Origin of the sequence: Sporosarcina sp. P2 (assembly GCF_002743255.1) — a bacterium.
GTDB lineage: Bacteria > Bacillota > Bacilli > Bacillales_A > Planococcaceae > Sporosarcina.
The window spans coordinates 1-20,872 of the sequence record NZ_PDYY01000008.1; the positions used below are offsets into that span (position 1 = coordinate 1).

Consider the following 20,872-nt stretch of genomic DNA (forward strand, 5'->3'; position numbering starts at 1 on the left):
TTGGGGCCTTAGCTCAGCTGGGAGAGCGCCTGCCTTGCACGCAGGAGGTCAACGGTTCGATCCCGTTAGGCTCCACCAATAAATGTACGTGACTGACTAATTGCAGCGGCGTAGCTCAGTTGGCTAGAGCATACGGTTCATACCCGTAGGGTCGGGGGTTCAAATCCCTCCGCCGCTATCCTAAGGACCTTTAGCTCAGTTGGTTAGAGCAGACGGCTCATAACCGTCCGGTCGCAGGTTCGAGTCCTGCAAGGTCCACCAGATTATTTATTTTACGGAGGAATACCCAAGCCCGGCTGAAGGGATCGGTCTTGAAAACCGACAGGGGTGTTAAAGCCCGCGGGGGTTCGAATCCCTCTTCCTCCGCCATATTTTCCTTAACATAAGCTTTACTTTATTAAGAAGTTATGTTAAGATAATAAAGGCGTTAAATATTCATTAAAGAAACATTTGTATTATCGCGGGGTGGAGCAGTGGTAGCTCGTTGGGCTCATAACCCAAAGGTCGCAGGTTCAAATCCTGTCCCCGCAACCAAGGTCCCGTGGTGTAGCGGTTAACATGCCTGCCTGTCACGCAGGAGATCGCGGGTTCGATTCCCGTCGGGACCGCCATTTTATACATACGCTTCAAAAAGCGTCTTTCTGGAAATAACAAATGTGGCTCAGTAGCTCAGTTGGTAGAGCAAAGGACTGAAAATCCTTGTGTCGGCGGTTCGATTCCGTCCTGAGCCACCATACATGCGGGTATAGTTTAGTGGTAAAACCTCAGCCTTCCAAGCTGATGATGGGAGTTCGATTCTCCCTACCCGCTCCAATTAGGGGCCTATAGCTCAGCTGGTTAGAGCGCACGCCTGATAAGCGTGAGGTCGGTGGTTCGAGTCCACTTAGGCCCACCATTCCGCAGTAGCTCAGTGGTAGAGCAATCGGCTGTTAACCGATCGGTCGTAAGTTCGAGTCTTACCTGCGGAGCCATTTTTATGGGGAAGTACTCAAGTGGCTCAAGAGGCGCCCCTGCTAAGGGTGTAGATCGCGAAAGCGGTGCGAGGGTTCGAATCCCTCCTTCTCCGCCATAATTTTGGCCCCTTGGTCAAGCGGTTAAGACACCGCCCTTTCACGGCGGTATCACGGGTTCGAATCCCGTAGGGGTCATACATAAAAAGGGTATTGCACAATTGTGCAATACCTTTTTTCTATTTTCCAACATAAGTTATATAGAAGGCCGCTGAGAGTAATATAGGGGGCAATAGTGTAGAGTTGTGTCGTCAATCTATGGGATGCTATTTATCTCCACCTGGCAATCGATACTATCTAAATTCTAGTGAACTTATGGAACGAAAGCGCGTGCAAAATGAGTAAGTCCTACAAGAAGCGCTTGTAGGACTTACTCATTTTTGAATTACTTATCTTTCTGCGCATCAATGTAGCTATCACGTTCATGATAAGGAATGTCACCTAAAGGTGATTCGATACCTTCTTCATCCAACTCCTCTTCATACTCTATTACTTCTTCATTTCGTACAAAGCCAGCAGGTTCACCTGTAATATCGGACACGGCAAACTCTTCATATGCTTCTACGCTGTCTTCATTTTCTTCATCGTACAGATCCCCGTAGTCACGATTTTTATTACCTGAGAAGTCTGAAGGTGTTTCAGATGTTCCGGATTGCGCAATTTCTTGAAAGCTATCTTCGTAATCAATTGCGTCTCCATCTCTTCGTGCCGCAAATGAATTAGGATCTGCCATGATTAATAGATCTTCCTCAACCGGACGATCGGTCGGAACATCTTTTCTCGCGTCATCAATACATACAGTAGTGTAAGGGACTGCTTCTAGGCGCTCCAATTGTATTTCCTTGCCACAGACCTCACAAATGCCATACGTGCCCTCCTTGATAGCTTGTAGCGCGTTCTGAACTTTCTCTAGTTCGCCTTCTGCGTGTGTGTGGAGTGCCATGTCCTTTTCGCGCTCATATAATTCCGTTCCCATGTCAGCGGGGTGATTATCGTACATGGATAATTCGCCTACATCTTCTTGTGCATTTTTTACAATTTCCGTCTCGTTTTCGGTTTCAGTCAAACGTTCTTCCATAGCTCGTAATTCTTTTTCCAGTTGTTGAATTTGTTTAGTTGTTAACAATATAGTCACGACCCTTTCTATGTGGCTTTCCGAGTTGAATAATGAAGTCTGAGAAAGCTGTCTTATTTCAGTCTTTCCCTTTTTACAAGCTGAAGTAAACCTTTACAACAAAAAACGTCCACCTTTTTTAAGTGTGGACGTTGTGGATACAGTTTATTCAGATGAAGTGAGCGATGAGAATGCCGATACCGAGAAGTAGGCCGAACAGCGTATTGGTAACGCCTGTATCTTTCATAGCTGGCATGACTTGAATGGGTTGTTCATACTTGCGGAAGGTTTTCGTAGCATGTAATGGTTTGGGAATACTTAGTAGGACGAGTAAGGACCATGCAGACACATGGCCTGTCACGACGAGTGCAATAATCCAACCATATGACACGATGAAAAACATTGCCAATACCGTTATAGCATTATTTCGGCCTATAAGAATCGCCATGGTTTTTCTGCCGCCCTTAGTATCCTGTACAATATCCCGAATGTTATTGGCTAACATAATGGCACCGACTAAAAGCATGCTTGGCACAGATAGCAATATTGCATTGCCAGTAACAGTTCCAGTTTGAATATAGAATGCAATCAAAATTAATAACATGCCCATAATGAAACCAGAAACGAGCTCACCGAATGGAGTATATGCAATAGGGTAAGGTCCGCCCGTATACAAATAACCAATCAGCATAGCAACGGAACCTACGGCAGCTAGCCACCAGGAAGTTTCCATGCAAATGTAAATACCAAGAACAACCGATAAGCCATACAAAATAAGTGCTAAATTTAACACGATTTTAGGTTTTACGCCGTTCCGGACGATCGTCCCGCCAATACCGATCGAGTGTTCATCGTCGAGTCCTCTTTTAAAATCATAGTATTCATTGAACATATTGGTAGCCATCTGTAAAAACAAACTGGCTACAAGCATTGCTAAAAATAGTAGGAAATGAAGTGGACCGTATTGCAGCGCAATCATGGTCCCTAAAAAAACAGGTGCAAAAGCAGCAGTCAACGTGTGTGGCCGCGTCAGTTGCCACCAAACCCGCCAGCCAGTGTCGGTTTCTATTGTGTGTTGCACGGGTAATCTCTCCTTATGTATGTAATCATCATCTGCTAGTATACAACAAAAACAAGCAGTTAGGTAAGAAGTGATGACTACAAAAGATAATTGTCGAATGCTCTTCTATACGGCGACAGCGAGACATTATATATTAAGTACAGCGCCCAATGTGCTAGAATAGAGGTACTTATCGTTCAGTGAAATGATATCTGAGCGTAAATTGTCGAAAAACATATTGCATGATGAGAAGGAGAGAGTGGGATGATTCGGAAATTGACCGATCGAGAGAAGACGGTTCCGGCAACAGGCGCTGAATCTCGTTTTTTTACGGAAACATTGGAAGTAGAAACGCTAAGTCCGCTTGCTTTTTTTGAAGCAGGCCTATCACATTATGGTGAGCATCGTTTCTTCTGGCAAAATGCAGACAAGACAGTAAAACTTGTCGGTTTGGGTCAGACTGCAGTTCTAACAGCGGAGAAAGATCGTTTTCAGTCGATATCTTCACAATGGGCAACATTGTGTGGAGGTTTGATTAAGGAAGAAAAAGATGTTGATCCGGTGTTATTTGGAGGGTTTTCTTTTGATCCCCACACACGACAGGATGACGAGTGGAGCGCTTTTCCAGCCGCTTATTTTACTGTGCCTTTATTCCAACTGAAAATTGAAAGAGGTAAAACGTATGTATCGATTAATTATATTACGGATGAACCACAAACGGCGGCAGACTTTGAAGCATTGCGTCAAGAACGTGATCGCTTGATCCATATTGCACAGGTTGACGAATTCACGTTCCAAGGTCATCCGAGCGTGATCAAACAGACAGAATTGGCTACGGACCGCTATATGGATGCTGTTGAGCACGTGACATCGCATATTAAAGCGCAAGAGGCAGAGAAAGTAGTCATTGCACGTAAAATTAAATTAACGTTCGAAGAAGAATTCCAAAAAGCTGCTGCGCTGCATACGATTTCGAATGAACAGTCTGCTAGTTATCACTTTGGACTTCAAATTGGGAATGAAATGTTCTTCGGTGCAACGCCAGAGAGATTGGTTGAAATTTATAGGGGACATGTGTACTCGGCATGTGTAGCAGGTTCTATTGAGCGTGGAAAAACATCTCAAGAGGATCAGCGACTTGGCGAAGTGCTATTACGTGATAAGAAGAATCGTGAAGAGCATCAGTACGTAGTCGATATGATTACACAAGTCTTTTCGGAATTTTGCACATCATTGCGAATAAACAAAACACCAAAGCTTTTGAAAGTGCGAGATATTCAGCATTTATTCACACCGGTTGAAGGAGAACTTGCGGAGAACATGGATATTTTCCACCTAGTAGAAGCGCTTCATCCAACGCCCGCTTTAGGTGGAGTTCCACGTCAGAAAGCGCTCGAAATCATTCGCGAAGAAGAGCAAATGGACCGAGGCTACTATGCCGGCCCGATTGGCTGGGTGGATTCTGCAGGTAATGGAGAGTTTGCGGTGGCGATCCGTTCTGGACTGCTAACTGGCAATGATGCATATTTGTATGCTGGTGGGGGAATTGTAGCCGATTCTACAGCAACGGAAGAATACGAGGAAACATGGGTTAAATTCCGTCCCGTGCTACGCGCGCTCGGAGGCCGTTTACATGAATGATCACGAAATAGGATTAACGAGTTATGTGCTCCGCTTAACGGATGCTCTAATACGCCAAGGCGCGAAAAAGGCAGTCATTAGTCCAGGCTCCAGATCGACACCACTTGCGTATGCGCTAACGAACTCTGAGGATATGCAAACCTATGTGCATACCGATGAGCGTTCGGCGGCTTTTTATGCGCTTGGATTAGTGAAAGCGACTGGGCAACCGGTTGTTTTACTATGTACATCAGGAACAGCAGCATCGAACTATCATCCTGCAGTTACAGAAGCTTTTTATGCAAGATTGCCGTTAATCGTCATCACAGCGGACCGTCCGCATGAATTACGTGAAGTCGGCGCTCCACAGGCGATTGATCAAATTCGCATGTTTGGGGAGCACGTCAAAGATAGCGTCGATTTCCCTGTGCCAGAAAATCGGGAAGACATTTTACGATACATGGAACAACGTGCTGTTAGACTTCTTTCCGTTGCGAAAACTGCACCACAAGGACCAGTGCACTTAAATGTCCCGTTTCGGGAGCCATTACTGATTGATTTACAAGCAACTGCGCAAGTCAGTCGATTCCAGCGACAGTTGGTGGGGGAATTGTCTGTTACGGACGAAATGAAAACTGTACTCGAAACGGCCATTACGCAATCGAAAAAAGGCATACTCGTTATCGGAGAGCAAACGACTACTTTAGATAAAGAACGTTTCTGGCAGTTTGCTAAAGCACTTCAGTGGCCCATACTTTGCGATCCACTGTCTAATCTGCGCTCACAAGTACCTGCAGATTGTGACGATCTTTGTATTGATCAGTACGATGCCTTGCTGAAAAGTGAAGTGTTTACCGAAAAGGTGCGACCTGATTGCGTCATACGCTTCGGTCCGCAACCCATCTCTAAACCATTGCTGTTATTTTTGAAGAAGACGTGTCCAGAAACCTATATTGTGATCGATGAATCACCAAATTATCGTGATCCGATTGGTCTAACTACGCATCATTTGCAAGTGAGTGCAGAGAGCATTTGGCAGCAAGTACATGTACGAAACGAGCGAACAGAGTATACGGAACAGTGGTCTGAAGCCAATCGAATTTCCGCAGATGTACTGAATGAAGATCAACATTTCAAACAAGACGAAGGTCACTTCGTTCGTCAATTCATCGCCAATTTACCAGATGGCTCAGATGTAGTCTGTAGCAGCAGTATGCCGATTCGTGACTTAGATACTCATTTTCAAAAGACGAAACGCGATATTTCATTGTTTTGCAATAGAGGGACGAATGGAATTGACGGCGTAGTCTCGACTGCCCTTGGTATTCAGGAAGGTCGTCAACGAAAGACGTACTTATTGATTGGGGATTTAGCGTTTTTACATGATATCAACGGATTGATAATTTCCCGTTTACAGCAAACCGATTTGACAATTGTACTAATTAATAACAACGGTGGTGGGATATTTTCCTATTTACCGCAAGCGTCTATTGAACACCATTATGAGCAATTATTCGGGACCCCAACAAATTTAACGTTCCAACATATCGCAGCGATGTATGAAGCGCAATTTGATGCGGTAGATACGATACAAGCATTTGAACAAGCAATGCAAACAGATAAAATGACTAATCTCCGAATTATTGAAGTGACAACAGTACGTGAAGACAATGTGGAAGCTCACCGCTCTGTGTGGCGGGAAATTGCGAAGAGGGTGGAACGCATTGACGACTGACCTATTGACGATTAGAGGTATAGATACGCATGTTGCACGATACGGTAATAAACGGTTGCCGACAATCGTCATGTTGCATGGTTTCACAGGCTCGACAGCCACTTGGCAGCAAACCATTGAAGTACTTGCGGCGGATTATCATATCGTGGCAGTCGATTTAATCGGTCATGGTAAAACAGAAGCGCCTGAAACGATTACTCGCTACAAAATGGTAGAGCAGATAAAAGATTTATATGAAGTCTTGCAGAAGCTTGAAATTGAGCAGCCGATCTTGCTTGGGTATTCGATGGGTGGGCGTGTTGCGCTAGGCTATACTGCAACGTATCCAGAAAAAGTAACGGGTCTTATACTTGAAAGCAGTTCGCCAGGTCTATGTACAACTGAACAACAAATCGCACGACGTACAGCTGATTCCAAGCTTGCGGATAGGATAGAACAACAAGGAATGATAGAATTCGTCGACTTCTGGCAAGAGATTCCGTTGTTTCACTCGCAAAAGAAACTGTCTGAATCACAACAACAAGCAGTGCGCAATGAACGCCTTGATCAACGGCCAACCGGTCTAGCAAACAGTTTACGGGGGATTGGAACGGGCAGTCAGCCATCATACTGGCAGACGCTTGAGCAACTTTCATTACCTGTATTATTGATTACCGGTAGTGAAGACGAGAAATTCGAAACGATAGCGCAGGAAATGTTGAAAAGGCTGCCAAATGCCCGGCATGAAACGATAAAAGATGCAGGGCATGCAATTCACGTGGAAAAACCACAAGAATTTGCTACAATGATAAAGAGCTTTCTGAAAACAGTGTAAAACTCGAGGAGGAATTTATTATGACCCGTCAATGGGAAACGCTTCGTACATATGATGATATCAAGTACGAAATGTACAATGGTATCGCAAAAATCACGATTAATCGTCCGGAAGTGCGCAATGCATTCCGTCCGAAAACAGTAATGGAATTGATCGATGCATTTTCACGTGCAAGAGATGATCAACGAATTGGAGTTATCGTGTTAACTGGTGAAGGAGAGAAAGCTTTCTGTTCAGGAGGCGATCAATCGGTTCGTGGTCACGGCGGATATGTTGGAGACGACGAAATTCCACGCTTGAACGTTTTAGATCTTCAACGCTTAATTCGCGTTATTCCAAAGCCAGTTGTCGCAATGGTAGCGGGATACGCAATCGGTGGCGGTCACGTGTTACATGTAGTATGTGACTTGACGATTGCTGCAGATAATGCACGTTTCGGACAAACAGGACCTACTGTCGGCTCGTTCGACGCGGGATACGGTTCAGGATATCTTGCACGCATTGTTGGTCACAAAAAAGCACGTGAAATCTGGTACCTATGCCGTCAATATGACGCGCAAGAGGCACTCGATATGGGCTTAGTCAACACAGTGGTTCCTTATGAACAGCTAGAAGACGAAACCGTTCAATGGTGTGAAGAAATGCTAGGTAAAAGTCCGACCGCACTTCGCTTCTTGAAAGCGGCAATGAATGCAGATACAGACGGCTTGGCTGGACTTCAGCAATTAGCTGGAGACGCTACATTGCTTTATTACACAACGGATGAAGCGAAAGAAGGACGCGATGCGTTTAAAGAAAAGCGTAAACCAGACTTCGATCAATTCCCACGTTTCCCTTAAATAAATGAAAGCTGCCTATCTTGGGCAGCTTTTTCATTATGTTAATTCCAATTGGAGGAGATAGCTATGATGATCCCAAATTGGCTTGCGCAACGGGCCAAATTGACACCCGACGCATCCGCTTTAGTTACCGAACGTGTACACTGGTCTTATCGAGAACTATATGAGCAATCCCTTGAAATCGCACAACAACTTCATCATCTCGGTGTTCAGTCAGAGAGTAGAGTGGCGTTGCTAAGCCACTCCAATGAACAAACGGTACTCTTCGTCCATGCATGCTGGTTATTAAGTGTGGAGGTAGTCTGTCTGAACAATCGGCTGACAGAACAAGAATTACACTGGCAAGTCCGCGATTCCGAAGCAAAACTTGTACTTGTTGATGATCAAATACAGATCCATCCGAATGTAGATGATATCGAGAGCTTATCTTATTCAGCAGTTCGAAAGTCCGAACGAAAAGAGTTCGTCATGCTAGAACAGTGGACTGAAGATCAGACGCTATCGATTATGTATACTTCAGGCACTACAGGTGTGCCTAAAGGAGTTCGTCAGACAGCAGGCAATCATACGTCGAGCGCACTTGCTTCTGCGCTGAATCTTGGGTTGACCGATAACGATTCCTGGCTGTGCATGATGCCTTTATTCCACATCAGTGGACTTTCGATTGTCATTCGCGCAGTTATCTACGGAATGGAAATGCGCTTGTACGAAAAATTTGATGCAAAAGAAGCTGCTGCACACATTGTTGCGGGAAATGTAACAGCCATTTCGGTCGTTGCCTTGACGTTGGATCAAATTGTCCGTGTGATGGAAGCGGATCATAACAAAGCGCATCCTCAATTTCGTACTATGCTTGTTGGTGGCGGACCGGTGCCACTGGATTATTTGGAGCGCGCGACTGCATGTGGACTACCGATACTTCAGACATATGGTATGACTGAAACCTGTTCGCAAACGACGACACTTGGAAAAGCAGATGCAACGCGAAAGGTAGGTTCAGCGGGTAAACCGTTATTTTTTAATCAAGTTGCAATTAAAGATACCGTTCAACCAGGTGAAGTAGGAGAAGTGCTCATAAAAGGCCCTCACGTGACGCCGGGTTACATCGGAAGTCAAAGTACACGCAGTCCGCTGACCGAAGACGGTTGGCTTGCTACAGGGGATGCTGGCTATCTTGATGAGGAAGGCTATTTATTCATTGTGGATCGGCGTGCTGATTTAATTATTTCAGGTGGGGAGAATGTGTACCCTGCTGAAATTGAAAATGTGTTGCTAGCACATCCTGCTATAAGAGAAGCTGGCGTATGTGGTAAAGAAGATCCGCAGTGGGGGCAAGTACCCGTCGCATTTCTCGTTGGCTCAGCTGACACGGAAGAACTAGTAGAATTCTGTTCCCAGCGTCTAGCGCGTTATAAATTACCGAAAGAATTTCGCTTTGTGGAGCGACTGCCGCGTAATGCATCGAATAAACTAATGCGGTTCGAATTGAAAAAATGGTTATAAAAAAACAGTGGAGTATGCATCCACTGTTAGTCACCTAATGCTTTTTTTAGTACGTTCAGATTCTGTTCCATGAGAGTAAAGTACGTTTCTTCCTTCTGAATATCTTCTTCAGTAAGGACACTCAAATTATGCAGAGTAAGAGCTTCGGCATTCAGTTCTTTTTTGATGACTTCAGCTAATTTCGAGCTGACGTTTTGTTCAAATAAAATATACTGGATGTCTTGTTCTTTTGCATCTTTTACAAGTGAAGCTAGTTCTTTTTGTGAAGGTTCATTCTGAGAATCAAGACCAGATACAGCAAGTTGCTGTAACCTATAAGCGTCTGCTAAGTAGCCAAATGCTGCATGAGATACGAAGAAAGTTTTGTTTGGCGCTGCATCTGCCATTGTTTTAAATTCACGATCCAATTCTTCTAGTTCATCATATAAAACATCAAAATTCTTCTTGAATGATTCTGCATGTTCAGGCAATTCATCAGATAACTCTTGCGTAATTTTTTCCGCGAGCTTCGTGCTGAGATAAGGAGATATCCAAACGTGTGGATCCACCGTGTCTTCATGTCCGTGCTCATCATGCGCATCTTCTCCGTGTTCATGGGAATGTCCCTCTTCCAACTCCTCGAAATCAATATAATCAGCGATTGGAACAAATCGAACCTCTTCATTCTGCAATGTTTTTTCTGTTTTTTGCACAAAACCCTCAAGTCCAAGCCCAACATAGAAGAATAAATCCCCTTTTGCTAAGGTCATCATATCTTTCTGCGTAGGTTCAAACACGTGCTCATCTGTTCCAGGCGGATAGATGGATCTCACGTCAACATACTCTCCACCAATCCGCTCAGTGAAGTATTGTAATGGGTAAACAGTAGTGTAAATGAGTAATTGTTCGGATGACGTATCATCCGGTTCAGTAGTTGTACTATTGTTACAACCACTTAATACTAGCAGCAAAGCGGCTGCCAGCAGTAGTATACGATTTTTCATTCAAAAAGCCTCCGTGACGTAATCGGAATGATTACTATTTAGATTGTTTTCTCATCATACAAGATATGATGTATGTTTGCAACCTAGTACGGATTATTTAGTATCTGATTTTTTTGGAGGTACCGGATCAAATCCGCCTTTATGAAATGGATGACATTTTAAAATCCGCATTACCGCAAGCCAACTACCTTTTAGCGCACCATGTGTCTCAATTGCTTCCACTCCGTAATGTGAACAAGTGGGATGAAATCGGCAAGAGGGCGGTGATAAGGGGGAAATAAACTTCTGGTAGAACCGGATCAGTTGTATAAATGCTTTCTTCACTATATCCATCACCTTCTGACGTAATAAGGTTTAGTTTACCTATATAAGTGGTAAATGAAAAGAGAGAAGCATAAAACGATTAGAGGAGTGTTTTTTTTATGTCTAAGGAACTAATTCAGGAATTAAACAAACAAGTATCTACGTGGTCGGTGTTGTATGCGAAACTTCATAACTACCACTGGTATGTAAAAGGAAATCAATTCTTCACATTACACGCCAAATTTGAGGAATTATATAATGAAGCAACAGTGCATATGGACGAAATTGCGGAACGCGTACTGACTTTGGGCGGTGAACCAACTGCAACATTATCGCAGCATTTATCCGAATCTGTGATCGACGAAGCAAAAGGCACAGAAAAAGCGAATGAAATGGTGCAAACGTTAGTAGATGATTTTGACAAAGTAATGAAATCATTGAAAAAGGGTATGGAACTTGCATCGAAGGATTCAGATGATATGACAGAAGATATGTTAAATGCAGTTTATCAGAGCGTGGAGAAGCATCAGTGGATGTTAAACGCATTTCTCGGTGAAACAAACGAGTAAAACCTTCAATTAACAAAATAGCAACCGATAGTAGGAAGTGAATACCAGGAAGGAGTTGAACGATATGGATATCCATTCAATTATGTCCAGCCAGTTGAGAAGCTTGCAATCAACCGTTCAAATGAGCGTTATGAACAAGGCTCTTTCAATGGAGACTTCTGCTATGAATGATATGCTGAACGGCCTTGAAAACCAATCTGTAGCGCATCCAACAAAGGGCGTTTCAATTGATATTAAGGCTTGAATGAAGTGCACACATCTTGAATAAGTAGAGATGTGTGTTTTTTTATGGAAGTAGGTAGAAATACTGTAAAATATACTAAAACATAGTAGGGGGTATATTGAAGATGGCTCAAGGACAGTATTTGCGTAATTTAATTATCGAAACACCTTCTAAACCGGGGAATCTTGGCATGGTAACTATGGCAATTGGTCAATTAAATGGAGATATTGGTGACATCCAGACGATTAAAGTAGGAACGCTTTCTACGATTAGAGAAATCGCGTTGCAATGTAATGATCAAGCGCATTTGGCTGAAATCGTGGTGGCGATTGAAAACTTGAAACAAGGTATTAAAGTTCAAGCGATTACAGATGATGTATTGCAAATGCATGAAGGCGGAAAAATTCATATGAAAGCCACTCATGAAATCCGTTCTCTGGCGGATTTACGGAGAGTGTATACACCGGGTGTGGCAAGTGTTTGCAAAACGATCCAAGAAGACCCGGAACAGGCAAATTATTTCACAGGTATTCCTAATACAGTGGCAATCGTGACGGATGGTACGGCTATTTTAGGGCTTGGAGATATTGGTCCTGTAGCGGGTATGCCTGTTATGGAAGGAAAAGCTGTCTTGTTTGATCAATTCGTCGGTATTAGTGGGATTCCCATTTTACTTGATACGAGCAATCCCGATGAAGTCGTAGAAACGATCAAACATATCCATCAAGGATTTGGTGCAATTTTACTAGAAGATATCGGGTCCCCGCATTGCTTTGAAATCGAAGAGCGTTTGAAAAAAGAATTACCGATCCCTGTTATGCATGATGATCAGCACGGTACAGCAGTCGTAGCATTGGCAGCAGCGCTCACAGCATGCAAGCATGTTGAAGTGGATTTGGCTAATGCTTCAGTTGGACAAATTGGTTTAGGCGCAGCAGGCTTAGCAATCAGTCGTATGTTTATGGCGTATGGTGTAGCGGAAATGAAAGGAACCGATCCTAATCCCCATGCGAAAGAGATGTTAGCGAAGCACGGTGGGACCGTCGTTGAAACAATGGAAGAAATCATGGAGACATGCGATGTAGTCATTGCGACAACTGGTGTTGCTAATCTCATCAAGCCAGAAATGATTCGTAAAGGTCAAATCATTTTGGCTTTATCTAACCCCAACGCAGAAATCACTCCGGAAATCGCTTTGGAAGCAGGCGCAGCCTATGCGGCGGATGGTCGTCTAGTCAATAACGTCCTAGGCTTTCCGGGCATCTTTCGTGGCGCATTAAATGCAAATGCGAAAGCCATTACGTATCCCATGCTGATCGCTGCAGCTTTGGCCATTGTCGATAGCACTAAGCGTGACGATTTAGTCCCGCATCCATTAGATCCAAACGTACACATTAACGTGGCGTTGGCAGTTGAAAAAGTAGTGTATGAAGAACAAGATCAAGGAATTTAATTTTAAGGAAGCTGGGACACAACTTCAAAAGGTATGAAGGAGAAGACACTTTCATACCTTTTTTAATTCACTGAAACGTATTTATAAAGTTTAATTCGTTAGTAATCAAGAGTGTAGCGTAGGGGAACGGACTGTTTTTTTAAGTTTTGTCCCAGCCTCTTTGTTGCAGAATATTTTTTTCTTTATGAGGCATCCTACGTAAAAAAAGAAAGTAGGATGATTATGATAGAAGAAAAATACCCGATGTATATATCACTTAATAACAAATTAGTACTCACAGATCCTCACTCTTCGACCTGGGAATACAAAGTAGAAGTAACAAGAGAAGTATATCCTATATTTGAAAAACTATTTTCCCAAATGGAACAACTGGAATTCCAAAACTTTCTACGCTCACATGTACCGTATGCGCAATATCACTATGATAAAGACAATGATAAATTGGATGTACGATTGAAAAAGGTCTTTGCTTTGATTCATGAATTTACCGATGATGAGTCTAAACGTTTTATCGAGAAGCTACCGCTATTTCGTTGATTCCTCGCTTACCTTTCCGCTACACTAAGGGAAAGGACGTGATTCATATTGCTGAAATTTGAAGATTTACAAGGAGCCCATGTTGAATTGACTTTTGGACCTAATCCACATCATATTGAATCCCGCCATGTGCTCATAATGATTAAGGACGACAATCGTTGGTTATTGACCAAACATAAAATACGTGGAATTGAGTTTCCCGGTGGAAAAGCGGAATCAGGAGAGACAATTGAACAAGCGGCTATTCGTGAAACGATGGAAGAAACAGGAGTCACTATAGAAAATATTCATTCATTTGCAGAGTATGTTGTCTTTACTGAACCACCTTTTTGCAAGGCCGTTTTCACAGGAGATATAACATATGTAGAAAAAGACTTTACGTTAATGGAAACAGAAGGCGCAGTATGGATGACAGACGCTGAACTAGATGCTTGTACTGAACTCAGCTTTCACATGAAAGACCGCGGAATGGGTGAACTTAGGAAGTGGGTGGAAGCGAATGATAGAACAATCTGATGGTAAAATCATACGGAGGAAAGACTATCCCTCCCCAAACCCCCATGTTAGATTGGAAGAAATCACGTATAGTTCTGACAACTTGCTTGTAAAAGGACTTTTGGCAACACCAAAAGCAAAAGGACGCTATGATGGATTGCTTTATCTACGCGGCGGCATCCAACATGTAGGGATGGTTAGACCAGCGCGTATCGCACAATTCGCATCGCATGGACTGGTAGTATTCGCTCCTTATTATCGTGGCAATCGGGGCGGTGAAGGAAAGGATGAATTTGCTGGAGAGGATCGCAATGATGCAGTGACGGGAGTGGAAGTACTTAAACAGCAAAGTGCAGTCAATTCAGATCGCATTCATCTATTTTCTTTTTCCAGAGGCGGTATCATGGCATTATGGACAGCTATAATGCGCGATGATTTAACTTCTATGGTGACATGGGCTGGAGTCTCAGACGTGGTCTTTACGTACAAAGAGCGACAGGATATGCGGCGTATGATGAAACGTGTCATCGGTGGCACGCCGAATAATCAACCGGATGCGTATCGTGAAAGGTCGGCACTATTCCAGATAGAGAATATCGATATTCCGACGCTGATTATCCACGGGACTCTTGACACGAATGTGTCTTTCCAACAGGCAATATTGTTGGAGAATGCATTACGTGATGCGGATAAAGAGTTTGAAACTTGGTACTTGGAAGGCTATAAGCATTATATTCCTCCTGAAATGAATCGACAGCTTGTGAAAGAAGCAGTAAATTGGATGAAGCGGCAATGATGAACATTTGCTAGCTTTTATGTGATTACAATAAAGACGCAAAAAGAGGCTGACCAGATTGGTCAGCCTCTTTCGTATGACATTATTTAATGACAGGTGGTCCGCCTTTGATTGCGATGTCTTCGGAAACATGAGAAAACTTCTTGAAGTTCTCACGGAAAGCATCAGCCAAACGGTTTGCTTCTTTATCGTATTCTTGTGGATCTTCCCAAGCATCACGAGGGTGTAGAACGTCGCTTGGCACACCTTCGATTTCAAGGGGCATATTTAATCCAAAGATTTCGTTCTTCTTTGTTTCTATATTATCCAACTTACCTGCGATTGCAGCGCGTACCATCGTACGTGTATAGCCTAAGTTCATACGTGAACCTACACCATAGATTCCGCCAGTCCATCCTGTATTCACGAGGAATACTTTTGAACCATGCTCATCTATTTTCTTTCCAAGCATCTCTGCATAGGTTGCTGCAGGGAGTGGAAGGAACGGTGAACCGAAGCAAGTAGAGAATGTTGGTTCAGGAGCAGTGATTCCACGCTCAGTTCCAGCAAGTTTGGAAGTGAAACCGCTCAAGAAGTGATACATTGCCTGTTCTTTTGAAAGAATAGAAATCGGAGGCAATACGCCAGAAGCATCAGCTGTAAGGAAGATGATGTTCTTCGGATGACCAGCAACAGATGGTGTCACGATATTATCAATGTTTTCGATTGGATATGCAGCACGTGTGTTTTCTGTTAATGATTTATCATCATAATCAGGAATGCGTGTTTCTTCATCTAGTACTACGTTTTCTAAAACAGCACCGAAACGAATGGCTCCGAAAATTTCAGGTTCTTTTTCAGCAGAAAGGTTAATACATTTTGCGTAACATCCACCTTCAATGTTAAACACGCCATTATCAGACCAGCCGTGCTCATCGTCACCAATAAGTTTACGGTCAGCATCTGCCGAAAGCGTAGTTTTACCTGTTCCAGATAGACCAAAGAACAAAGCAACATCGCCTTCTTCTCCAACGTTTGCTGAACAGTGCATGGATAGGATATCTTGCTCGGGTAGTAAGTAGTTCATAACAGAGAAAATAGATTTCTTCATTTCCCCAGCGTACTCTGTTCCACCAATTAAGACAATTCGCTTTTCAAGCGATAAAATGATGAATGTTTCAGAGTTTGTGCCATCCACTTTTGGATCCGCTTTAAATGAAGGGGCTGCCAAAATGGTGAATTGCGATTCATGTGCTTTCAATTCTTCTTCAGTTGGACGGATGAATAGTTGGTGAACGAACTGATTTTGCCAAGCTAATTCATTAATAACCTGGATAGACAATTGGGAGTCTTTATCTGCTCCTGCAAATCCTTTAAAAACAAACAGTTCGTCTTTTTTCTTCAAATGTTCGATGACTTTTGTGTATAATGAATCAAAGATCTCCTCTGAAATCGGACTGTTTGTGCTACCCCAATCTACTTTATCCTTAGACACTGCATCTTCAACGATGAATTTGTCCTTAGGTGAGCGTCCTGTGTATTTACCTGTACGAGCAGTGATCGCACCATCAGCAGAAAGTTTAGCTTCGCCTCTTGCCACTGCTTTTTCCGTTAGTTCTGCCACAGACGCTTGGATCGTCACGTTGCTTCCACTAAGAAGACTTTTTAAACTATCATCAATTTTTGCAGATATCATGTTTACATACCGTCCTTTGCGTAGTCGATTTATTTTTATCTTACTGAGAATATCCTAATTCGTAAATAGTATAACACATTAAGAATATTAATCTATACTAATGGAAAACTCAAGTGATTTGGAAGAAATAATTTGACAAAATCCAAACTTTTTAATACGATGTGACATGAACGGATACTCTTATCCCGAGTTGGTGGAGGGTACAGGCCCTGTGAAACCCGGCAACCTGCAATGGACGTAAGTCTAACGCGAAGGTGCCAAACCTGAAGCAAGGTTTAATTCCTTGGACGATAAGAGTGAAAGGTGCTGCGCGTGAAATTTTGCCTTTTACTCATGGATTGACTATGAGTGGAGGGCTTTTTATATTGTCTAGCCCTGAATCCTTATGGTATATGCTTGACGTCTAGGCGTGGAACTTTACCAGGGACTTATGAGAGTACCGTATCATGATGCTTAATATAGGGGGAAATAACATGACAAATCGTCGACTGTTTACATCAGAATCAGTTACAGAAGGCCATCCTGACAAGATGTGCGACCAAATTTCAGATGCAATTTTAGATGCGATCCTAACGGAAGATCCAAATGCGCGTGTGGCATGTGAAACGAGTATAACGACCGGACTCGTATTGGTAATGGGAGAAATCACTACGACAACGTATGTGGATATTCCAAAAGTCGTTCGCGACACTGTTAAAGAAATTGGGTATGTTCGTGCGAAATACGGCTTCGATTACGAAACGTCCGCTGTACTTACTTCCATTGATGAGCAATCACCTGAAATCGCTGCAAGTGTCAATGTGGCACTCGAAGCACGTGAAGGCTCTATGTCTGATGAAGAATTAGAGGCAATCGGTGCAGGAGACCAAGGCTTGATGTTTGGATATGCATGTAATGAAACGCCAGAATTAATGCCTCTGCCAATCAGCCTGTCTCATAAATTGGCACAACGCCTGGCACAAGCTCGTAAAGAAGAACTTATTTCCTATTTACGTCCTGACGGTAAAACACAAGTAACGGTAGAATATGACCAAGATAATAATCCTGTGCGAATTGACACAATCGTTATTTCCACACAACATCACCCTGAAGCAACACTCGAGCAAATCGAGCAGGATATAAAGAATGTTGTTATTGATGCAGTCGTTCCAAAGAACTTATTGGACGAGCATACTAAATACTTCATTAATCCTACTGGCAGCTTTGTCGTTGGTGGCCCTCAAGGAGACTCTGGATTGACTGGACGTAAAATCATCGTTGATACGTATGGTGGATATGCCCGTCATGGTGGCGGTGCATTCTCGGGGAAAGATGCTACGAAAGTGGACCGTTCGGCTTCTTACGCAGCGCGTTATGTGGCAAAGAATATCGTTGCAGCTGGACTGGCTGAGCACTGTGAAGTTCAGTTGGCGTATGCTATTGGAGTAGCGAGCCCGGTTTCTATCTCGATCAATACATTTGATACCGGTATACTATCGGAGACTCAATTAGTAGAGTTCGTACGTGAATTATTTGACCTTCGACCGGCAGGAATTATTAAAATGCTTGACCTACGTCGTCCAATCTACAAACAAACGGCAGCATACGGTCACTTTGGCCGCACTGATATCGAATTGCCATGGGAGCAGACAGATAAAGTGGAAGCGTTGAAAGATCTTGCGAGTACAGTACGTGTGAAGCAATAAAGTAATGAGTGCAGAAAGAGGAATCATTTCCTTTTTTCTGCACTTTTTAATTCTTTGCCGGTAAAATACGAAAAGGAATCATTTCATAGTCTGCCTCTTCATAAGCCCTTTGCAAGCCTTTATCCTCTATATCTTTTTTCAAGATTGTCTTCTGTTTTACTTCAACATCAAAAGAATAGCTAAATGGAAAACCCTCCACTTTAATAGTGTGCTGATCTGCAAAGTATATCCCAATTCGTCCTATCGGTAATGAAGGGAAAATACCAGTAGAAGGAATGCCATCACGAAAGAATATATGTTCACTCGCTTTGTCGACACCTGGATCATTCACACAACAATATAAGGAAAAGTTGTCTCCAAGCTGAAGCAAAGCAAAATGCCTATCAAAAAGTTCCTTATCAAAACCTTCGACTTCTTTACATAATCGTTCACGGCGATTCAGTTCATCCTCAATAAATTGCTTAGCTTCTTTTTTATCGTTACCTTGTATAAACTGTTCATAATGAAAACTACAAAGCATTGCTGCATAGTGATCAAGCTTTTCTACTTCATCGATTCCTTGGCGATAAAGTACTGTTTTTGGAAGAAGTGGGTAATCTGTGAATCGAAAAGGTGCCGATTTCGCATCATTCCAAAAAGGTTGTTTATCAAAAGGAGCCCAGCCGATGTCGTGGTTACGAATGGCAGTTAATACGGAATGACGCCATTGATCATCAGGAAACATATCCTTTTTCCAGTTTTCCATTAATTCTCCAGCAAGTTGTCCATGATGATGTTGTTGGACGAAGCTGAATGACTTCTCGTGTTCACGTACAATCATTTTATCTCATCCTTTCTTGTCAGGTGAGGAACTATCGTTTTGTATGATTTCTTCTTTAATTTCTTCTTTTACCTTTTCAATTTTATCCATTTCTTCTTGATACATTTCTTCCGCCTCTGTCGTGCCGAGAATAAAGGGATCTTCATTGAAGTCAATTCGTTTGCCATATCGTAGAAGTTCATAAATAATCATACCGTTATTCGGTTTCCCATTTACGGTTTTCATGGGAATGGAGTCAAATAAAACGAAATAGAAGGCGTAGAATATAAAACGGCTCCAAAATGTTTTGGACTCTTCAAAAAAACCATTTGCAATGAGCGCATTTATTGTGAGCGCCACGACAACGTTAATCAAAATCGGCCCAGCATATATGCATATATAAGCAAAATTACTTTTTCTCTTGACTGAATCAAAAGTAAACCAGCTATTTATATGATAATATTTACGTATATCAAATACACCGAATTTAAAGAGCCTGGGTCCAGACCCAATGGTCAATCTGGCATTATTTACACCGAAAAGACCACTAATAATAAAATAGCCAGCTTCCCTTATAAATGTAACGACAGGTAAAATGATGAAACAAGAAATTACCAAGCTAAGGAGATCTGCTAAACCGAACATATGATGTCGACTCCTTCTATAAATTCTTCTTTGTGTAATAATTCAATAGCTTTAACAGTAAAGTACCCACTTCCCTCAAAACAAATCGTTTTACTATTACTATTTTCTAAACATATCACAAGAAGCCATGTTTAATTTAAGTAAGAGTGGGAAATTATAAAGTATTATCCAAATACATGTAGTATTTTGAGGAGGAATAGAATATGGCGAAAATAGCTGTAGAAGTACCATTTGAAGATGTGAAACAAGCACTAGAGGAAAAAGGACATGAAGTGACGATGTTCGCAAGTGATGAACATCTAAGCGGCTTTGACATGGGCGTAATCCGTGCCTTGAGCGACGTTAACATTGACCAGTTCGACTTTCCTGTGGTGAGCATTGAAGGCAATTCTGTACAAGACATCGTAAACGACGTGGAAAAAAGATTACATCGCTAATAATTGAATAAGTTTTATCTGGGACTGAAGAGCAAGCCAATAAAGGGGGTTCTTCAGTTTTTCTATTGGCCAGATAGTAGTGTCTTGGGTTTACCCATGCAAATGAGATTTTACTAGCTATTCTGTTTGTTTTAAGTGCTGCTGTCTGTTAGAAAGCTCCGTTTAATATGACGCATAGCATAAACGAGTAAGAGTGTAGAGAATAGTAAAATACCATTGACTGTTTTTAGATAAGAGATTTTGTTCCTAATGATTAACGTTAAATCACACGACACGGTGAATTCTCTTCACAATGACCGTGTGATCGCTAAACGAAAATGAAAAGGAGACATGCCATATTTGGCACGTCTTCTTTTCATTACATTTGAATGTCAGTTTGACCGAATGCTTCATATTCTTGCATTAGTAATTGAAGCGGTAATTCGTACAGTTGTTTCCCATCAATTTTAAATACCCCATTTGAAACAAGCTCTTCAATCATTTTGTCTCGTTTCGATTCACTTACCTTTTTGTTTGTTTTCATCGTGCATTTCCTCCTTGATTCCCACTCTAAATATAGCCGTTATTTTCCCGAATT

At 42.4% G+C, this 20,872-nt stretch carries 21 protein-coding genes, 12 tRNA genes and 1 riboswitch; of the genes, 25 read left to right on the top strand and 8 right to left on the bottom strand.

Annotated elements, in window-relative coordinates; translation table 11 throughout:
* The first annotated feature begins 2 nt into the window (after positions 1-2).
* The 12 genes from CSV67_RS09470 to CSV67_RS09525 all read left to right on the top strand — a co-directional run bounded on the left by CSV67_RS09470 (position 3) and on the right by CSV67_RS09525 (position 1,148).
* Positions 3-78 (top strand) — tRNA-Ala (locus CSV67_RS09470).
* A gap of 26 nt (positions 79-104) precedes the next feature.
* Positions 105-178 (top strand) — tRNA-Met (locus CSV67_RS09475).
* A gap of 6 nt (positions 179-184) precedes the next feature.
* Positions 185-261, top strand: a tRNA-Ile gene (locus CSV67_RS09480).
* Between the two features lie 15 nt (positions 262-276).
* A tRNA-Ser gene (locus CSV67_RS09485) sits at positions 277-369 on the top strand.
* Between the two features lie 90 nt (positions 370-459).
* Positions 460-534: transfer RNA gene (locus tag CSV67_RS09490), tRNA-Met, on the top strand.
* 1 nt (position 535) lies between these two features.
* Positions 536-611: transfer RNA gene (locus tag CSV67_RS09495), tRNA-Asp, on the top strand.
* Between the two features lie 47 nt (positions 612-658).
* Positions 659-734 (top strand) — tRNA-Phe (locus CSV67_RS09500).
* 5 nt (positions 735-739) lie between these two features.
* A tRNA-Gly gene (locus CSV67_RS09505) sits at positions 740-813 on the top strand.
* A gap of 5 nt (positions 814-818) precedes the next feature.
* Positions 819-895 (top strand) — tRNA-Ile (locus CSV67_RS09510).
* 1 nt (position 896) lies between these two features.
* Positions 897-971 (top strand) — tRNA-Asn (locus CSV67_RS09515).
* Positions 972-978: 7 nt separating this feature from the next.
* A tRNA-Ser gene (locus CSV67_RS09520) sits at positions 979-1,069 on the top strand.
* A 7-nt stretch (positions 1,070-1,076) separates the two neighbouring features.
* A tRNA-Glu gene (locus tag CSV67_RS09525) sits at positions 1,077-1,148 on the top strand.
* 247 nt (positions 1,149-1,395) lie between these two features.
* On the opposite strand, the gene CSV67_RS09530 is transcribed toward CSV67_RS09525, so the two are convergent.
* A complete protein-coding gene (locus CSV67_RS09530; RefSeq protein WP_233192589.1) occupies positions 1,396-2,145 on the bottom strand; it encodes a TraR/DksA C4-type zinc finger protein in 750 nt (249 codons plus the stop codon).
* A gap of 148 nt (positions 2,146-2,293) precedes the next feature.
* Complete coding sequence (locus CSV67_RS09535) at positions 2,294-3,205, bottom strand: 1,4-dihydroxy-2-naphthoate polyprenyltransferase (RefSeq protein ID WP_099631361.1); 912 nt, start codon at positions 3,203-3,205, stop codon at positions 2,294-2,296.
* 243 nt (positions 3,206-3,448) lie between these two features.
* Between CSV67_RS09535 and CSV67_RS09540 the strand changes: the two genes are divergently transcribed.
* The 5 genes from CSV67_RS09540 to CSV67_RS09560 all read left to right on the top strand — a co-directional run bounded on the left by CSV67_RS09540 (position 3,449) and on the right by CSV67_RS09560 (position 9,695).
* The gene (locus CSV67_RS09540) at positions 3,449-4,825 is read left to right on the top strand and encodes an isochorismate synthase (protein ID WP_099631362.1); all 1,377 of its coding nucleotides are present in this window, start codon (positions 3,449-3,451) and stop codon (positions 4,823-4,825) included.
* Entirely contained in the window at positions 4,818-6,539 is a 1,722-nt protein-coding gene (gene menD / locus CSV67_RS09545; protein ID WP_099631363.1) for a 2-succinyl-5-enolpyruvyl-6-hydroxy-3-cyclohexene-1-carboxylic-acid synthase, read from the top strand. The genes CSV67_RS09540 and menD overlap by 8 nt, the downstream gene beginning before the upstream one ends.
* The gene (menH, locus tag CSV67_RS09550) at positions 6,529-7,353 is read left to right on the top strand and encodes a 2-succinyl-6-hydroxy-2,4-cyclohexadiene-1-carboxylate synthase (protein ID WP_233192590.1); all 825 of its coding nucleotides are present in this window, start codon (positions 6,529-6,531) and stop codon (positions 7,351-7,353) included. Before menD ends, menH begins: the two co-directional genes overlap by 11 nt.
* 20 nt (positions 7,354-7,373) lie before the next feature.
* Positions 7,374-8,192, top strand: a complete 819-nt coding sequence (gene menB, locus CSV67_RS09555; protein ID WP_029055123.1) for a 1,4-dihydroxy-2-naphthoyl-CoA synthase — start codon at positions 7,374-7,376, stop codon at positions 8,190-8,192.
* A gap of 66 nt (positions 8,193-8,258) precedes the next feature.
* Entirely contained in the window at positions 8,259-9,695 is a 1,437-nt protein-coding gene (locus CSV67_RS09560) for an o-succinylbenzoate--CoA ligase (protein WP_099631364.1), read from the top strand.
* 26 nt (positions 9,696-9,721) lie between these two features.
* Here CSV67_RS09560 and CSV67_RS09565 read toward each other — a convergent pair whose 3' ends face one another.
* Both CSV67_RS09565 and yidD read right to left on the bottom strand, forming a co-directional pair.
* Complete coding sequence (locus tag CSV67_RS09565; RefSeq protein ID WP_099631365.1) at positions 9,722-10,678, bottom strand: metal ABC transporter solute-binding protein, Zn/Mn family; 957 nt, start codon at positions 10,676-10,678, stop codon at positions 9,722-9,724.
* 93 nt (positions 10,679-10,771) lie between these two features.
* Positions 10,772-11,002 carry a membrane protein insertion efficiency factor YidD gene (gene yidD / locus CSV67_RS09570; RefSeq protein WP_099631366.1) on the bottom strand — a complete coding sequence of 77 codons (231 nt, stop codon included), beginning with the start codon at positions 11,000-11,002 and terminating at the stop codon, positions 10,772-10,774.
* 98 nt (positions 11,003-11,100) lie between these two features.
* Between yidD and CSV67_RS09575 the strand changes: the two genes are divergently transcribed.
* The 6 genes from CSV67_RS09575 (at position 11,101) to CSV67_RS09600 (ending at position 15,054) form a co-directional block, all read left to right on the top strand.
* Complete coding sequence (locus CSV67_RS09575; protein WP_099631367.1) at positions 11,101-11,550, top strand: Dps family protein; 450 nt, start codon at positions 11,101-11,103, stop codon at positions 11,548-11,550.
* 64 nt (positions 11,551-11,614) lie between these two features.
* Positions 11,615-11,794, top strand: a complete 180-nt coding sequence (locus tag CSV67_RS09580; protein WP_099631368.1) for a putative motility protein — start codon at positions 11,615-11,617, stop codon at positions 11,792-11,794.
* 103 nt (positions 11,795-11,897) lie between these two features.
* Positions 11,898-13,226, top strand: a complete 1,329-nt coding sequence (locus CSV67_RS09585) for an NAD-dependent malic enzyme (RefSeq protein WP_099631369.1) — start codon at positions 11,898-11,900, stop codon at positions 13,224-13,226.
* Positions 13,227-13,448: 222 nt separating this feature from the next.
* Positions 13,449-13,763 (top strand): transposase, encoded by a 315-nt coding sequence (locus CSV67_RS09590; protein WP_233189588.1) that lies wholly within the window; start codon positions 13,449-13,451, stop codon positions 13,761-13,763.
* Positions 13,764-13,811: 48 nt separating this feature from the next.
* Positions 13,812-14,279, top strand: a complete 468-nt coding sequence (locus CSV67_RS09595) for an NUDIX hydrolase (RefSeq protein WP_099631371.1) — start codon at positions 13,812-13,814, stop codon at positions 14,277-14,279.
* Positions 14,263-15,054 carry an alpha/beta hydrolase family protein gene (locus CSV67_RS09600; RefSeq protein ID WP_099631372.1) on the top strand — a complete coding sequence of 264 codons (792 nt, stop codon included), beginning with the start codon at positions 14,263-14,265 and terminating at the stop codon, positions 15,052-15,054. The genes CSV67_RS09595 and CSV67_RS09600 overlap by 17 nt, the downstream gene beginning before the upstream one ends.
* 82 nt (positions 15,055-15,136) lie before the next feature.
* Here the strand turns inward: CSV67_RS09600 and pckA are convergent, their stop codons facing one another.
* Entirely contained in the window at positions 15,137-16,729 is a 1,593-nt protein-coding gene (gene pckA, locus CSV67_RS09605; protein WP_099631373.1) for a phosphoenolpyruvate carboxykinase (ATP), read from the bottom strand.
* A 177-nt stretch (positions 16,730-16,906) separates the two neighbouring features.
* Positions 16,907-17,026, top strand: a riboswitch (SAM riboswitch).
* 176 nt (positions 17,027-17,202) lie between these two features.
* On the opposite strand from pckA, the gene metK reads away from it, so the two are divergent.
* Complete coding sequence (gene metK, locus CSV67_RS09610; protein WP_099631374.1) at positions 17,203-18,414, top strand: methionine adenosyltransferase; 1,212 nt, start codon at positions 17,203-17,205, stop codon at positions 18,412-18,414.
* Positions 18,415-18,460: 46 nt separating this feature from the next.
* Here the strand turns inward: metK and CSV67_RS09615 are convergent, their stop codons facing one another.
* Positions 18,461-19,234 carry a DUF3891 family protein gene (locus CSV67_RS09615; protein WP_099631375.1) on the bottom strand — a complete coding sequence of 258 codons (774 nt, stop codon included), beginning with the start codon at positions 19,232-19,234 and terminating at the stop codon, positions 18,461-18,463.
* Between the two features lie 6 nt (positions 19,235-19,240).
* On the bottom strand, positions 19,241-19,858 hold the full coding sequence (locus CSV67_RS09620; protein WP_099631376.1) for a hypothetical protein: 618 nt from the start codon (positions 19,856-19,858) through the stop codon (positions 19,241-19,243).
* 203 nt (positions 19,859-20,061) lie between these two features.
* Here CSV67_RS09620 and CSV67_RS09625 point away from each other — a divergent pair, with 203 nt between their 5' ends.
* Positions 20,062-20,295 carry a YkuS family protein gene (locus CSV67_RS09625; protein WP_099631377.1) on the top strand — a complete coding sequence of 78 codons (234 nt, stop codon included), beginning with the start codon at positions 20,062-20,064 and terminating at the stop codon, positions 20,293-20,295.
* Between the two features lie 358 nt (positions 20,296-20,653).
* Here CSV67_RS09625 and CSV67_RS09630 read toward each other — a convergent pair whose 3' ends face one another.
* Complete coding sequence (locus CSV67_RS09630; protein ID WP_099631378.1) at positions 20,654-20,818, bottom strand: Fur-regulated basic protein FbpA; 165 nt, start codon at positions 20,816-20,818, stop codon at positions 20,654-20,656.
* Between the last annotated feature and the right edge of the window lie 54 nt (positions 20,819-20,872).